Here is a 15,055-nt window from a genome sequence, read left to right on the forward strand (position 1 = left end):
CACCGGCGCGTATAAAGCGGGCTTATGCACCGTGCAGGACGAAAGCTCGATGCTTGTCGCCGCGCTCGTCGACCCGAAGCCGGGCATGCGCGTGCTGGACTGCTGCGCGGCGCCGGGCGGGAAGACGACGCAGCTCGCCGAGCGGATGGGCGATACGGGCGAAGTGATCGCCTGCGACATTCATCCGCATAAGCAAAAGCTGATCGACGAAGCGGCCCGCAGGCTCGGGCTCGCAAGCGTGCATACGGTCGTCGCCGACGCGGCGAAGCTCGGCGAGACGTTCGAGCCGGCTTCGTTCGACCGCGTCCTGCTCGACGCCCCGTGCTCCGGCTTCGGCGTCATCCGCCGCAAGCCGGACATCAAATGGACGAAGACGCAGGACGACGTCGATAGCATCGCGGCGACGCAGCGCGCGATTCTCGACGCCGTCGCGCCGCTCGTGAAGCCCGGGGGCGTACTCGTCTACAGCACATGCACGCTCGAGCCTCGGGAAAACGAGGAGCAGGTCGAGGCGTTCCTTGCGCGTCACCCGGACTTCGCCTACGACGGGGCGCCGCCGGCCGGCATACCGAAGGACGTAGCCGAGCGATGCGGCGCAGGTCCCGGGCGGCTGCTCCTGACGCCGGCCGATTACGGCTCGGACGGGTTCTTTATGGCTAGGCTGATTCGCTCATCTTTCGAGAAACCGGCGGAGGGCTTGTGTTAAAATAGAGGACGAACGTTTACAATAGATAGTAGAGTTTCGGCGCGCCCTTCGGCGAACAGCATGGCGGCGCCGGACGGCGGAAGGCAGGGATGGTGCAGGATGAAGAAAGAGATCGAGCTTCCGGAGAAGCCGTTCATTTACGACTTAACGCTCGAAGCGCTGCAGGAGTGGTTAAAGTCGCAAGGGGAGCCTGCGTTCCGCGCGGGCCAAATTTTCGATTGGCTGTACGGCAAGCGGGTCATTGCGTTCGAGGATATGACGAACTTGTCGAAGGAGCTTCGCGGGAAGCTGGCGGCAAGCTTTCAGTTCCCGATCCTCAGCGAGATTACGAAGCTGGAGTCGAAGGACGGAACGATTAAGTTTCTCTTCGGCCTATACGACAACCATGCGATCGAAACCGTCGTCATGCGCCATAACTATGGCATCAGCATTTGCGTCACGACGCAGGTCGGCTGCCGGATCGGGTGCACGTTTTGCGCGTCGACGCTCGGCGGGCTGAAGCGCAACTTGTACGCGGGAGAAATCGTCGCCCAGGTCGTCTACTCGCAGCGCCTGCTCGACGCGACGAACGAGCGCATCAGCAGCATCGTCATTATGGGCTCTGGCGAGCCGTTCGAAAATTTCGAGGCGTCGAAGACGTTCATGACGCTCATGATGCACGAGAAGGGCATGAATATCGGACAGCGTCACATCACCGTGTCGACGAGCGGCATCGTGCCGCAAATCTACGAATTCGCGGACTGGAATACGCAGATCAATCTCGCGATCTCGATTCATGCGCCGAACGATGCCCTTCGTTCGAAGCTGATGCCGGTCAATCGGCGTTTCCCGTTCGCGGACGTGATGAAGGCGTGCAACTATTATATCGAGAAGACCGGTCGGCGCATTACGTTCGAATATGCGCTTATCAACGGCGTGAACGATCAGCCGGAGCATGCCGAGGAGCTCGGCGTCGTGCTGCAAGGCATGCTCTGCCACGTGAACCTCATTCCGGTCAACTACGTGCCGGAGCGCGATTACGTGCGCACGCCGAAGGCGGCCATTTTCGAATTCAAACGAATTCTCGAGAAGCGGCAAGTGAATACGACGATCCGCAGGGAGCAAGGCCACGACATCGCCGCCGCGTGCGGCCAGTTGCGCGCCAAGCATATGGAGTCGACCGCGAGGTGAATGTCATGTTGAAAGCAGCATACAAATCCGACATCGGACGGGTTCGTTCGGTGAACGAGGACCGGGTCGTCGTGAAGGACGGGGTGGCGGGCGGCACGCTCGCCATCGTCGCCGACGGCATGGGCGGCCATCAAGCGGGCGACACGGCCAGCCAAATTACGATCGAGCTCGTCGAAGCGTCGCTTCGCGGCATCGACGTCGCGTTGGACGAGGACGAACGGGCGGCGCGTCTCGTGGACGCGATCCGAGCCGCGAACGCGAAAGTGTACGAGATCGCCTCCGGCAAAGAGCATTACCGGGGCATGGGGACGACGATCACGGCGGCGCTCGTCGACGCGAACCGCGTGCTGATCGGTCATATCGGGGATTCTAGGGCCTATTATATCCATCGTAACGAAATATCGCAGATCACCGAAGACCACACGCTCGTCAACGAGCTCGTCAAGACCGGGCAGCTCACGCGGGAAGAGGCGGCGTCGCATCCGCGGCGCAACGTCATTACGCGGGCGCTCGGCACGGAATTCGACGTGGAAGTAGACGTATCCCGCCTCCCGTGGGCGCCGGGCGACGTACTGCTGCTTTGCAGCGACGGCTTGTCCAACCTCATATCCGAGGCCGAGCTGACCCGCACCGTGCGCGGCGAAGGCACGCTGGACGAGAAGGCGGAACGGCTCGTGGCTTCCGCGCTCGACGCCGGGGGAGACGACAATATTACAGTGGTGCTGTTGGCCAATGAACCATAAAACGGAGAGACAAGGGGGGAGCTGCGGGTGAACGGGACGACATTATCGGGTCGCTACGAAATCATTGAGCGCGTGGGCGGCGGCGGCATGGCGCTCGTATATAAAGCTAAGGACACGCTGCTGAACCGGTATGTGGCCGTCAAGGTGCTCAGGCAACAGTACGTGCACGACGAGGAGTTCATCCGTCGCTTCCGGCGAGAGGCGCAGTCGGCCGCGTCGCTGTCCCATCCGAACGTCGTCAGCATCTACGATGTCGGACAGGACGGGGAAACGCATTTCATCGTCATGGAGTATGTCGAAGGCTCCAACTTGAACGATATTATCAAAGCGCAGGCGCCGCTTCAGGCGTCGGAAGCCGTGCACGTCGCGACTCAAATTTGCGACGCGCTCGAGCACGCGCACGCGAACGGCATCATTCATCGCGATATTAAACCGCACAATATACTTATCGGGAAGAACGGCCGCGTGAAGGTAACCGACTTCGGCATCGCGCGGGCCGCGACGACGTCCACGATTACGCAGACGGGCTCCGTCATCGGCTCCGTTCATTATTTTTCGCCCGAGCACGCCAAGGGCGTCTCGGCCGGCGAGAAGTCGGACCTGTATTCGCTCGGCATCGTCTTGTACCAAATGCTGACGGCAAAGCTTCCGTTCATCGGAGAAAGCCCGATCAGCGTGGCGCTGAAGCATCTCCAAGAGCCGGTGGAGGATCCGCGCGTCGTCAATCCGATGATCCCCCAAAGCGTGGAAAACGTCATCCTCAAGTCGCTGCGCAAGCGGCCCGAAGAACGGTACGGTTCCGCCGGCGAGATGCTTCGCGACTTGGAATCGTGCCTTGCGCCCGAGCGCCGGAACGAGCCGAAGTGGACGTACGCGAGCGACGCCGAGGACGACGCCGAAGCGACGCGCGTCATTCCGGCCATCCGCGCCGACATGCGGCCGGCGTCCGCCGCCAAAGGGCCGGCGCCCGAGCCGGCCGAAGCGCCGGGCGGCGCTCCGGTTTGGCGGGAGAGCTATGAGGACGACGACGAGGAAGCCGGACGAAGCAATCCGTGGATCAAGCCGCTGATTTGGTTCGGCGTGCTGCTCGTGCTGCTTGGCGGCGCCTGGTGGGGCGTGCAGAAGGTGCAGGACATCTTCGTCATCCCGACCGTCGAGGTACCGCTCGTCGAAGGGCTGCCGCTGCAGCGGGCGATCGACGAGATCGAAGCGGCCGGACTCATCGTGGAGCAGCCCATCGTTTACGAATTCAACCGGGACGTTCCCGTCGATTACGTCATCTCCCAGACGAAGAAGAACGAAACTGCCAAGGGCAACACCTCGATCCGGCTGTACGTCAGCAAGGGCGTCCAGCTCGTCGAGATGCCGAAGCTCGTAGGGCTGTCGGAATCCCAAGCGAAGCGGGCGCTCGAGGAGCTCGGCATTCCGGACACGAATATCACCGTCGACCGGGAGCACAGCGAGGACGACGTCGGCGGCGTCATCGAGCAGTTCCCGCCGGAGGCGCAGCCGATCGACCCGCTCGATACGTCGGTGCGCATCGTCGTCAGCGAGGGGCGCGAAGAAATCGACATGCCCGAGCTGCTCGGCCTGACGGCGCAGGAAGCGCAAGCGGTGCTGGAACGCGAAGGGCTCGAGCTGCTCGAGAAAAATATTGTCTCCGAACCGGCTTACTTCGCGGAGGGGCGCGTGTTCAAGCAATTTCCGTATCAGCCGGGCGATCCCGTGAAGCCGCCGGGCGAGGGCATCATGATTTACGTCAGCGAGGGGCTGCCGAGCGAGGCGCGGGTGACGTCGTATACGGTCGTCATCGGGCCGAAGACGCAGGGCGGGGAGAGCGCGATCCGCATTCTCGTGAGCGACGCGATGGGCGATCGCGTCGAGGCGGTCAACCAGACGGTTTCCTCCGAGCAGGCGTTCTCGTTCGAGGTCGTGACGTCGCCTAACAAGAATGCCGTCATCGAGGTGTATCGGGACGACGGCAAGGTGGAGCAATATACGTGGACGCATCGGCAGGCCAGCGAAAGCGGCGGATCGGCGTCCGCGCCGAACGCCGGGAACGGCGGAAACGGCGGAAACGGCGGAGACGGCGGCGAGGACGAAGCGCAGCCGGACGTTAAGGAGACGGACGCGGCGCCGATCGAGCCGGCGCCGGAAAGCCCGTCGGAGCCGGCCGACGAGGATTCGTCGGGATTGGCGGAGACGATCGTAGACGGGTTATAAATATCAGGAACGAACGCGGGAGGCCGACGGTACGAATGCAAGAGGGCTTGATTGTGAAGGCGTTGAGCGGATTTTATTACGTGCGGCCGGAGGACGGCGGCGACGTCGTGGCATGCAGGGCCAGAGGGCTGTTTAAGAAGCGGGGCGAGTCGCCGCTCGTCGGCGACCGCGTCCGGTTCGAAGCGAAGGACGACGGCTCGGGCGAAGGCACGGTCGTCGAGCTGCTGCCCCGCACGACGGAGCTCGTACGGCCGCCGATCGCGAACGTGGACACGGCGCTGATCGTCTTCGCCGTGGCGCGCCCCGACATCAACCGGCAGCTGCTCGATAAATTTCTCGCCTTGTCCGAACTGGCCGGCCTCCGTTGCGTCTTGTGCTTCACGAAGGCGGATTTGTTGAAGGGGCCGGACGGTGCGCCGAACGCCTTGGCGGCGGAAATCGACGCGCTTCGGGCCGTATACGAGCGTATCGGCTACCCGGTCTACGTAACGAGCGCGAAGTCGGACGCGGACGTCGGCGGGCTGCTGCGGGAGATGGACGGCCGCATCTCGGTCGTCGCGGGACAATCCGGCGTCGGCAAGTCGTCGCTCCTCAATCGGCTCGCGCCGGGGTTAACGCTCGAGACGAACGAAATCAGCGAGAAGCTGGGGCGCGGCAAGCACACGACGCGGCACGTCGAGCTGTTCCGCATCGGGGAACGCGGGTGGCTCGCGGACACGCCCGGCTTCTCGTCGCTCGAGTTTCCCGAGATGGAAGCGGAGGACTTGACGGAAGCGTTCCCGGAGTTCGCGGAGCTGTCGAACGGCTGCAAATTCCGCGGCTGCCTTCATCTGACGGAGCCGGGCTGCCGCGTGACGCAAGCGGTCGCGGAAGGCGAAGCGGATCCCGCAAGATACGAAAACTATGCCGCGTTCGCGGTCGAAATCAGGGATCGGAAACGGAGGTATTAAACATGGCTATCATCGCTCCTTCCCTGCTGGCGGCGAATTTCGCCACGCTTGCGGAGGAAGTGCGGGATATCGAGGTGGGCGGAGCCGATTGGCTGCACCTCGACGTGATGGACGGCCGATTCGTGCCGAACATTACGTTCGGACCGGTCGTCGTGGAGTCGCTCCGGCCGAGGACGTCCTTGTTTATGGACGTGCATTTGATGATCGAGCAGCCGGAACGGTACGTCGACGCGTTCGTCGACGCGGGCGCAGACGGCGTCACGGTCCACGCGGAGGCCTGCGTGCATCTGCACCGGACGATCCAACAAATTAAAGCGCGCGGCGTGAAGGCCGGCGTCGCGCTCAATCCGGCGACGCCGGCGGAGTGGGTGCGCCCGGTGCTGGCGGATATCGACCTCGTGCTCGTCATGACCGTCAACCCGGGCTTTGGCGGCCAAGCGTTCATTCCGTCGACGCTCGGCAAAATTCGGACGATCCGCGAGTGGATTCGCGCCGAAGGGCTCGAAGGGAAAGTAACGATCGAAGTGGACGGCGGCATCGCGGCCGACACGGCCCGTCTCGCGACGGAGGCGGGGGCGTCCGTCCTCGTCGCCGGCAGCTCGGTGTTCGGCGTGCGGGATCGGGCGAAGGCGATGGCGGAGCTGCGCGGCGCGTGCGCGCCGTAACAAAAATTTGTCCCTGCTCCCTCCGAAAGTAGGCACATTTCCGAAATCCCTGAATACAATAGGGCTATAAGGCTGGCAGTGGGGTACGTATGGCATCGTGTACGGCGGAAACTTTGCGAGGAGGGGTAGAGATGAAGTTCTATACAATCAAACTACCTAAATTCTTAGGCGGATTCGTAAAAACTTTGTTAAACGCTTTTAACAAGAACTGACGAAAGAAGATCCGCGAGCGCCCTGGAGGAACATCGATGAAAGCACCTCAGCGGTGCTTTTTGTCCTTTTTCCGATTGGTCGGCAGTCCATGCACGTCGAAAAGATACATACATCAAGACAAAGAAGAGGAGGATGCGCGAAGCATCCTCCTCTTGTCGACGGCGTGTCTTAGTTAGACGCGGGTCACTTTCCCGGCCTTCAGCACGCGAGTGCTTACGTACACCCGCTTCGGCTTCCCGTTCACGAGAATCCGTACCTTCTGAACGTTAACGCCCCAAGCGCGGCGATTGCGGTTGTTCGCGTGCGATACGTGGTTTCCGGATCCCGGTTTCTTGCCGGAAATATAACAAACTCTGGACATTGCAGACACCACCCTTCCGTGGCAAACATAGTTATTAATATAGCATACCGCCTAGGGTACAGTCAACGCGAAGTTGTTGAAGTGTTGCATTTATTTCTTCCGTCAACTATAGTACAATGTGATTTAGTCCATAATATTACATACCCCGAAGGAGAGGTTATAGATGCCCATACAACTGGATACCGAACGAGGGAAGGTATACGTGACCGACGAAGTCATCGCGACGATCGCCGGTTCCGCGGCACTGGAATGTTATGGACTCGTGGGTATGGCCTCCAAGAACAAGCTGAAGGACGGCATCGCGGAGCTGCTGCGGCGGGACAACTTGGGCCGCGGCGTCGACGTGCGCCGGGACGCGGAAACCGTCCATATCGACCTGTATATTATCGTCAGCTACGGAACGAAAATTTCCGAGGTGGCGCATAACATTCAATCGAAGGTCAAATACGTGCTGAACGATATCGTCGGACTCCATGTGGACTTCGTCAACATCTTCGTTCAAGGAGTGCGCGTTTCACCATAAGGAAGGAGAATGTCGAATTGAGTAAGCGCTTTATTGACGGCACGGGATTTACGTCGATGGTGCTCGCCGCCGCGGAACGATTGAACGCGAACGTGCAGCAGGTGAACGCCCTGAACGTGTTTCCCGTACCCGACGGGGATACCGGCACGAATATGAACCTCACTTTGACCTCGGGAGTGGACGAACTCAAGAAGCGGACTTCTCCTCGGCTCGGCGGAGCGGCGGAGGTGCTTGCCAAGGGGCTGCTCATGGGAGCCCGGGGCAACTCCGGCGTCATTTTGTCGCAGCTCTTCCGCGGCTTCTCGAAGAGCGTCGCGGCGCTCGAGCAGGCGGACGCGTCGCAGTTCGCGCAGGCGCTGCAGCAGGGCGTGGAAACCGCGTACGCCGCCGTCGTGCGCCCGGTTGAAGGGACGATCCTGACCGTTTCCAAAGAGGCGGCGAAGGCGGCGGTGCACAGCGCGAAGCGCAACGGCGACATCGCCGTCGTCATGAAGGACACGCTGGACGCGGCGAGGCAAGCGCTCGCCCGTACGCCGGACTTGCTCCCGGTGCTGAAGCAGGTTGGCGTCGTCGACTCCGGCGGTCAGGGCTTGGTTTACGTTTATGAAGGCTTCTATCAGGTACTGAGCGGGGAGCGCGACGCGGCGTCTCCGGCGGCGTCCGCCCCGCCGAAGACCGATTATTCGCTCATTCCGCCGGAGACGTTCGAAGCGGCGCGCCGCGCCGCGGCGCCCGTACAGGCGCATATCGAAACCGAATCGATCGAGCACGGCTATTGCACCGAGTTTATCGTACGGTTGACGCCGGGCGGGAAAATTCCAGGCCTCGCGTTCGAGGAGCCGGCGTTCCGGGAGAAGCTCGAGGGCATGGGCGACTCGCTGCTCGTCGTCGCCGACGACGATCTCGTAAAAATCCACATTCACGCCGAGCATCCGGGCGAGGTCATGACTTATGCGCAGCAGTTCGGCGATTTGACCCGGATTAAAATCGAAAATATGCGCGAGCAGCACAGCCACATTTTGTCGCAGGATTACGATTCGGTCGAGGCGGACGAGGCGTCCGCGGCGGCCCCGGCGTTCGAAGCGCCGAGCAAGGCGTATTCGATCATCGCCGTGGCGGCGGGCGAAGGCCTCAGCGACATCTTTACGAGCCTCGGCGTCGATTTCGTGCTCTCCGGCGGTCAGACGATGAACCCGAGCACGGAGGATATTTTGAACGCGATCGATCTCGTTCCCGCCGATCGGGTGTTCGTGCTGCCGAACAATTCGAACATCGTCATGGCGGCGAATCAAGCGCGCGACATCGCGGAGAAGGAAGTGATCGTCGTGCCGACCAAGACGATTCAGCAAGGCGTCGCCGCCGTGCTGGCGTTCCAGGAAGGCTCGAGCTTCGAGCGTAACGGCGAAACGATGATCGAGGCGGCGAAACGCGTCAAGTCGGGGCAGGTGACGTTCGCCGTACGGGATACGTCGATCGACGGCGTCGATATTAAGGAAGGCGACCATATCGGCATTCTGGACGGCAAGATCGTCGTCTCGAGTCCGGATCCGTACGATGCTTGCGAGTCGCTGCTTCGCAGCATGCTCAGCGACGGAGAAGAGATCGTCTCCGTCTACGTCGGCGAGACGGCGGACGCTTCCGTCACCGACAAGCTGCGCGAATTTTTCGACGCCCATTATCCGGAAGTCGAGGTCGAGCTGCTGCCCGGCGGACAGCCGGTATATGCGTATTTGTTTTCCGCCGAATAACCATATCATCATTCGAACGGAGGAACCCCTATGGCGAAAGTGCGCATCGTAGTCGACAGTACGGCGGATTTGCCGAAGGACGTACGCGAACGGCTCGGCATCGAGATGGTGCCGCTGAAGGTGCATTTCGGCAACGAGACGTATTTGGATTCGGTCACCTTGTCGTCGAGCGATTTTTTCGTGAAGCTCGCCGCCGCGAAGGAGATGCCGACGACGTCGCAGCCGTCCCCGGTCGACTTCGTAGACGTGTACAAGAAATTGCTGGAGGAGCCTGAAACCGTCATCATCTCGTTGCATCTGTCTTCGGCGTTCAGCGGCACGTACCAGTCGGCGGTGCTCGCGAAATCGCTGCTCGAGGGTGACGAGCGCATCCGGATCGTCGACTCGAAGAGCGCGTCGCTCGGCTTCGGGCTGCTCGCGATCGCCGCGGCCGAGGCGGCCGCCGAGGGCGCGGACGCCGAAGCGTGCCTTGCGCGGATCGAGGAGGTCCAGCAGCGGACGCAGCTTTATTTTCTGGTGGATACGCTGGAGTATTTACATCGGAACGGGCGTATCGGGAAGGCGTCCGCCGTGTTCGGCTCGCTGCTGAACATTAAGCCGATTCTTTCGATCGACCCTGCGGAAGGGGTTATCTACCCTGTCGATAAAATTCGCGGCAGCCGCAAGGCGATGAACCGAATCATCGAGCTGCTGCAAGACAAATTCGCCGGCGTCCCCGTCGACGTGACGTTCGTGCACGCGAACGCGCTCGAAGGCGCGCAGGACTTCGCGGCGCTGCTCGGCGATCGGTTTACCGTCCGCAATACATCCTACTACGAGCTCGGTCCCGTCGTCGGCACGCACGTCGGCCCGGGCACGCTCGGGCTGTTCGTCACCGCCGTCGAAGCATGACGATAGATTTGTACAGTGTCCCGGTGGAGCAGGTGCGCGGCGTTGGCGAAGCCAAGGCGAGCGAGCTTGCATCCCTCGGGATTTTTTCCGTCGGCGCGCTGCTCGAGACGTTCCCGATCCGGTACGAGGACTTCCGCATCCGGCCGCTCGAGGAGGCGCCCGACGGGGAGAAAGTGACGGTGACCGCGGTCGTCATGAGCGAGCCGAACGTGCAGCGGTTCGGGAAGAAGACGCGCATGGTGTGCAAGGCGGCCTCGGGCTCGATCTTGTTTACGGCGGTCTGGTTCAATCAGCATTACCTCAAGGATCGGCTGCCGTACGGCGGGGAAGCGATACTCACCGGAAAATGGGACAAAGCCCGCAAGCAGCTCACGGTCTCCGGCACCGAATTCGCCGGCTCGCGCGTGCAGCGGGCCGGTCAAGTGCTGCCCGTCTACGCCGTCGGGGGCGACATTACGCAACCGTGGATGCGCAAAACCGTCGGCGCCGCGCTCGATCAATACGGCGACGACGTGCCGGAGCTGCTGCCGGAGGCGCTCGTGCGGAAATACCGGCTGCTGCCGCGGCGCGACGCGATCCGCGGCGTGCACCAGCCGGGCGTCGCTGTGTCGGGCGCGGACGCGCGGCGGCGGCTCGTTTATGAGGAGCTCTTCTTGTTCCAATTGAAAATTCAGGCGTACCGCGCCTGGGCGAACCGCCGCAAGGAAGGCGTCGCGCACCGGTTCGACCGCGAGGAAATTCGCCGCTTCGTGCGGGCGCTCCCCTTCGAGCTGACCGATTCGCAGAAGAAGGTCATCGCCGAAATTTTACGCGATCTCGAGGCGCCGAACAGCATGAATCGGCTGCTGCAGGGGGATGTTGGCGCGGGCAAGACGATCGTCGCAGCGGTCGCCTTGTTCGCCTGCGTGCGCGGCGGTTTGCAGGGGGCGCTGATGGTCCCTACCGAAATATTAGCAGAGCAGCACGCGAAGTCGCTGCGGCGCCTATTCGAGCCGCACGGGATCGAGGTGGCGCTCCTCGTCGGCTCGCTCCGAGAGCGGGAGCGGCGGGACGTGCTGGCCGGTCTGCAAAGCGGCCTCGTCGATATCGTCGTCGGGACGCATGCGCTCATCCAAGAGGACGTCTATTTCCGAGGGCTCGGCCTCGTCGTGACGGACGAGCAGCACCGCTTCGGGGTGGCGCAGCGCAGCGTGCTGCGGCGCAAGGGGCTGCATCCGGACGTGCTGACGATGACGGCGACGCCGATCCCGCGCACGCTCGCGATCACGGCCTTCGGCGACATGGACGTGTCGACGCTGCGGGAGCTGCCGAAGGGGCGGCTGCCGATCCGAACGACTTGGGTGAAGCATTCCGGGATGGACGAGGTGCTGGAGCTGATGCGCCGCGAGCTGGCGGCGGGCCGGCAGGCGTACGTCGTCTGCCCGCTTATCGAGGAATCGGACAAGCTCGATTTCCAAAACGCCCTCGATATGTACGCGCAGCTCCAAGCGGTGTTCGGGCCGTCCGCCGTCGGGCTCCTCCACGGACGGATGACGGCGGCCGAGAAGGACGACGTCATGGGCCGCTTCGCCGCCGGCGACGTCGGCGTCCTGGTGTCGACGACGGTCATCGAGGTCGGCGTCGACGTGCCGAACGCGACGGTCATGGTCGTCTACGACGCGGAGCGATTCGGCCTGTCGCAGCTGCACCAGCTGCGGGGACGGGTCGGTCGCGGCGGGCACCAGTCGTACTGCGTGCTCGTGGCGGATCCGAAGTCCGAGCAGGGCCGGGAGCGGATGCGCGTCATGACGGAGACGAACGACGGCTTCGAGGTGGCGCGGCGGGATCTCGAGCTCCGCGGGCCGGGCGACTTCTTCGGCACGAAGCAAAGCGGCGCGCCGGAGTTTCGCTTCGCGGATCCGTCGGCGGATTTCGCGGCGCTGGAGGCGGCGCGGGACGACGCGGCCGAGCTCGTGCGAGACGAGACGTTCTGGACGAGCGCGGCGTATGCGGAGCTGCGCGCGCTGCTCGCGCGGGAGCAAATTTTGGACGGCGACTTGATCGATTAGCGCCGGGCGCGGCTGGCGGTCCCTTGGGGGCCGCCTTTTTGCGTCGTTGTGTCAGATTCCCGGAGGCGCGGACATAGACTGAAATGACAACATGTCTGTAACGAAGGGTGGACGAAGAGATGCCTGCGTACGAGAAATACGGCATCAGCGAGGAGCTGGTGGAACGCGTGAAGGCGAAGCTGAAGGAGCCTGCGGCGAAGGAGCGGGTGAAGACGGCGCTCGGACACGTGACGAAGGCGGATTTGCAGGACCGCGCGAAGGTGAGGCGGCTCATCGGGCTCGGGAGCAAGGCGGTCGGGGAGACGCTGTCGGAACGGCAGACGGAGACGCTGATCCGCTTCGTGCTCGAGCAGCGCATCGACCCGAAAAACCCGCTGCACTTGATCAAATTATGGAATTTGTTCCGATAACGGAATCGCCTCTGGATAAGAATATACGTTCGGTGTATAATAAGGGCATCCCGATTTACGAACATATATTCCTATTCCTATTCCTATTCCTATTCCGATGAAGGTGAGCAGCGATGAAGGAACGACGCATCGTCATGATGGCCGACATGCAAAGCTTCTATGCGAGCGTCGAGACGGCATGCCGCCCGGAGACGGCGGGGAAGCCCGTCGTCGTGGCGGGCGACCCGAAGATTCGCTCCGGCATCGTGCTGGCGGCGTGTCCGATCGCGAAGCGGTACGGCGTCACGACGGCGGAGCGGCTCGGGGAGGCGCTGAACAAGTGCGCGGATTTGATCGTCGTGCGGCCGCGCATGCAGACGTATATCGACGTGTCGATGCAAATTACGCGCATTCTGGAGCGGTACGCGGATGCGGTGGAGCCGTTTTCGATCGACGAGCAGTTTTGCGAGCTGACCGGCAGCATCCATCTGCATGGCGGAGACGCGAAGGAGACGGCGCGGCGTATGCAGCGCGATATTCTCGAGAAGACAGGCGTGTACGCGCGGGTAGGCATCAGCGACAACAAGGTGCTCGCGAAGATGGCGTGCGACCAATTCGCGAAGAAGAACGAGGAGGGCGTGTACGTCTTGCGCCAGGCGGAAGTGGAGACCAAGCTGTGGCCGCTTCCGGTGCACGGGCTGTTCGGCGTCGGCAGCCGCATGATGCGGCATCTGAACCGGATGGGCATTTACACGATCGGCGACCTGGCGCGCACGCCGGTCGAGACGCTCCGGCGCCGATGGGGCGTGAACGGCGAGGTGCTGTGGCGCACCGCGCGGGGCATCGACGACTCGCCGGTGACGCCCGCCACGCACGAGGGAGCGCAGCAGGCGATCGGGCACGGCATGACGCTGCCGCGGGATTACGTCGAAGGACGCGAAATCGAGACGGTGCTCCTCGAGCTGGCCGAGGAGGTGTGTCGGCGCTGCCGGTCCCGCGGCGTCATGGGCCGCGTCCTGTCGGTCGGCTGCACCGGGGCGGGGTTCGAGTTCGGATTTTCCCGGCAGGCGACGCTGCCGATGCCGACGCAGGTGACGAATCATGTGTACGCGGCGGCGAAGGAGCTGTTCCGGGCGCATTGGGACGGCCGGCCGGTCCGGCAGGTCAGCATCGCGCTGGGGGGGCTCGTCCGGGACGACACGTATCAGCTGGAGCTGCTGAACGACGACCGGGAGACGTACCGGGCGCTCGAGCGGACGACCGACGCCATTAAGGCGCGCTTCGGCGTCTCCTCGCTCGTGCGCGCCGTATCGGTCGGGCTCGCCGGGCAAGCGTACGGCCGGGCGGCGAAGATCGGCGGCCATTACAAGTAGCGGGGCAAGCGAACCGCGGAACAAGCAACGCAAGGAGGCGCGCGTTCAACATGGCGATACGAGGAAAAAAATTGCGCGGCAACGGCATTTGGGAGGCGTCGCGCATGATGCTGCCGGAGCATAAGTCGGCGATTCGCACGCATCGGACGAGGCTGGGCGAGCGGGCGAGGCCGGAGCTCGACGAGCAGCGGCTGGAGGAGCTGGAGGCGGCGCTCGCGGAGGCGCTCGAGAGCGGCGCGCCGACGGCCGTGACGACGTTCGGCGCGTACGGCGACGAGACGGTCGTCGGGGTCGTCGGGAAGATCGATCCGATCGAGCGGTACGTGAAGCTGACGACGGCGGAGGAGACGGCATGGATTCCGTTCGCCGACATCGTGCACGCGGCGCCGTGGCGTCCGGATCGGTAACGCCCGGCGCGAGGGGCGGCCTGCCTCTTGCGCGCGCGGCGAGGTTCATGTAAGATAGGGAGGTATAAGCTTCCAAGCGCAACCAAGGAGGAATCCCGTACCCGATGGAGCAATAACACCTGATTCGCGACGCTAAGGCATCTAGAAGTTTTTTTGACGATGCGGCTAAGCGCTCTGCCGACGGCGGAGGAAGCGGAATCGGTGTGCCCCTAGGATCGGACTCCCGCGGAAGCGAGCGAAGCGGCGGGAGCTCGCGTTTCTTGATGCGCCCTTTTTTTCGTATTCCCATACCGACCGACGACGCCCGGAGCGATTGCGCTTCCGGGCGTTTTTTTGCTTGCGTTAGCCCGCCTCGTCCACCGCGGTCGCGGACGCCGCCGATGCGTTCGTCCCGAACCGAAGACGAAGGGGGAACGAAACGATGTTTATTGTGCAAGCCAGAGGCTTGGAGAAAGAATGGAACGGAAAGACGATCTTCGCGAACGTCGATATCGACGTTCGCGAAGGGGAGAAGGTCGCGTTGGTCGGACGCAACGGCGCGGGCAAGACGACGCTGCTGTCGCTGCTGCTCGGCGAGGCCGAGCCGACGGCCGGCGCGGTGCGGCGCTTCGTCGCGCCGCAGGCATGGGGGCGGCTTGAGCAGCA

At 62.9% G+C, this 15,055-nt stretch carries 16 protein-coding genes; 15 read left to right on the forward strand and 1 reads right to left on the reverse strand.

Annotation, left to right across the window (positions count from 1 at the left end):
* The 7 genes from VEZ38_RS17950 to spoVM all read left to right on the forward strand — a co-directional run.
* On the forward strand, positions 1-706 hold a 706-nt coding region (locus tag VEZ38_RS17950), incomplete at its 5' end, for a methyltransferase domain-containing protein (protein ID WP_324895919.1).
* Between the two features lie 99 nt (positions 707-805).
* A complete protein-coding gene (rlmN, locus tag VEZ38_RS17955; protein ID WP_324895921.1) occupies positions 806-1,876 on the forward strand; it encodes a 23S rRNA (adenine(2503)-C(2))-methyltransferase RlmN in 1,071 nt (356 codons plus the stop codon).
* 5 nt (positions 1,877-1,881) lie between these two features.
* Positions 1,882-2,619 carry a Stp1/IreP family PP2C-type Ser/Thr phosphatase gene (locus VEZ38_RS17960; protein WP_324895923.1) on the forward strand — a complete coding sequence of 246 codons (738 nt, stop codon included), beginning with the start codon at positions 1,882-1,884 and terminating at the stop codon, positions 2,617-2,619.
* Between the two features lie 27 nt (positions 2,620-2,646).
* Entirely contained in the window at positions 2,647-4,842 is a 2,196-nt protein-coding gene (gene pknB, locus VEZ38_RS17965; RefSeq protein WP_324895925.1) for a Stk1 family PASTA domain-containing Ser/Thr kinase, read from the forward strand.
* Between the two features lie 35 nt (positions 4,843-4,877).
* The gene (rsgA, locus tag VEZ38_RS17970) at positions 4,878-5,792 is read left to right on the forward strand and encodes a ribosome small subunit-dependent GTPase A (RefSeq protein WP_324895927.1); all 915 of its coding nucleotides are present in this window, start codon (positions 4,878-4,880) and stop codon (positions 5,790-5,792) included.
* Positions 5,793-5,794: 2 nt separating this feature from the next.
* A complete protein-coding gene (gene rpe / locus VEZ38_RS17975; RefSeq protein ID WP_324895929.1) occupies positions 5,795-6,457 on the forward strand; it encodes a ribulose-phosphate 3-epimerase in 663 nt (220 codons plus the stop codon).
* Positions 6,458-6,588: 131 nt separating this feature from the next.
* A complete protein-coding gene (spoVM, locus tag VEZ38_RS17980) occupies positions 6,589-6,669 on the forward strand; it encodes a stage V sporulation protein SpoVM (RefSeq protein WP_138196790.1) in 81 nt (26 codons plus the stop codon).
* A 173-nt stretch (positions 6,670-6,842) separates the two neighbouring features.
* On the opposite strand, the gene rpmB is transcribed toward spoVM, so the two are convergent.
* Positions 6,843-7,031 (reverse strand): 50S ribosomal protein L28, encoded by a 189-nt coding sequence (gene rpmB, locus VEZ38_RS17985; RefSeq protein ID WP_324895931.1) that lies wholly within the window; start codon positions 7,029-7,031, stop codon positions 6,843-6,845.
* Positions 7,032-7,194: 163 nt separating this feature from the next.
* On the opposite strand from rpmB, the gene VEZ38_RS17990 reads away from it, so the two are divergent.
* From VEZ38_RS17990 to VEZ38_RS18025, 8 genes are all read left to right on the forward strand, one after another.
* Positions 7,195-7,554, forward strand: coding sequence for an Asp23/Gls24 family envelope stress response protein (locus tag VEZ38_RS17990; protein WP_324895933.1), 360 nt, complete (start codon positions 7,195-7,197; stop codon positions 7,552-7,554).
* A 17-nt stretch (positions 7,555-7,571) separates the two neighbouring features.
* On the forward strand, positions 7,572-9,302 hold the full coding sequence (locus VEZ38_RS17995; protein WP_324895935.1) for a DAK2 domain-containing protein: 1,731 nt from the start codon (positions 7,572-7,574) through the stop codon (positions 9,300-9,302).
* A gap of 30 nt (positions 9,303-9,332) precedes the next feature.
* Positions 9,333-10,193 (forward strand): DegV family protein, encoded by an 861-nt coding sequence (locus tag VEZ38_RS18000; RefSeq protein ID WP_324895937.1) that lies wholly within the window; start codon positions 9,333-9,335, stop codon positions 10,191-10,193.
* Positions 10,109-12,241 carry an ATP-dependent DNA helicase RecG gene (gene recG / locus VEZ38_RS18005; RefSeq protein ID WP_324895948.1) on the forward strand — a complete coding sequence of 711 codons (2,133 nt, stop codon included), beginning with the start codon at positions 10,109-10,111 and terminating at the stop codon, positions 12,239-12,241. Before VEZ38_RS18000 ends, recG begins: the two co-directional genes overlap by 85 nt.
* A 119-nt stretch (positions 12,242-12,360) precedes the next feature.
* Positions 12,361-12,651 (forward strand): stage VI sporulation protein F, encoded by a 291-nt coding sequence (locus VEZ38_RS18010; protein ID WP_324895939.1) that lies wholly within the window; start codon positions 12,361-12,363, stop codon positions 12,649-12,651.
* Positions 12,652-12,764: 113 nt separating this feature from the next.
* Positions 12,765-14,003, forward strand: a complete 1,239-nt coding sequence (locus VEZ38_RS18015) for a DNA polymerase IV (protein ID WP_324895941.1) — start codon at positions 12,765-12,767, stop codon at positions 14,001-14,003.
* A gap of 50 nt (positions 14,004-14,053) precedes the next feature.
* Positions 14,054-14,410 carry a YolD-like family protein gene (locus tag VEZ38_RS18020; RefSeq protein WP_324895943.1) on the forward strand — a complete coding sequence of 119 codons (357 nt, stop codon included), beginning with the start codon at positions 14,054-14,056 and terminating at the stop codon, positions 14,408-14,410.
* A gap of 421 nt (positions 14,411-14,831) precedes the next feature.
* Positions 14,832-15,055: ATP-binding cassette domain-containing protein (locus tag VEZ38_RS18025; RefSeq protein WP_324895945.1), on the forward strand; the 224-nt coding region annotated here is incomplete at its 3' end.

It is taken from the genome of Paenibacillus sp. (assembly GCF_035645235.1).
GTDB lineage: Bacteria > Bacillota > Bacilli > Paenibacillales > YIM-B00363 > Paenibacillus_AE.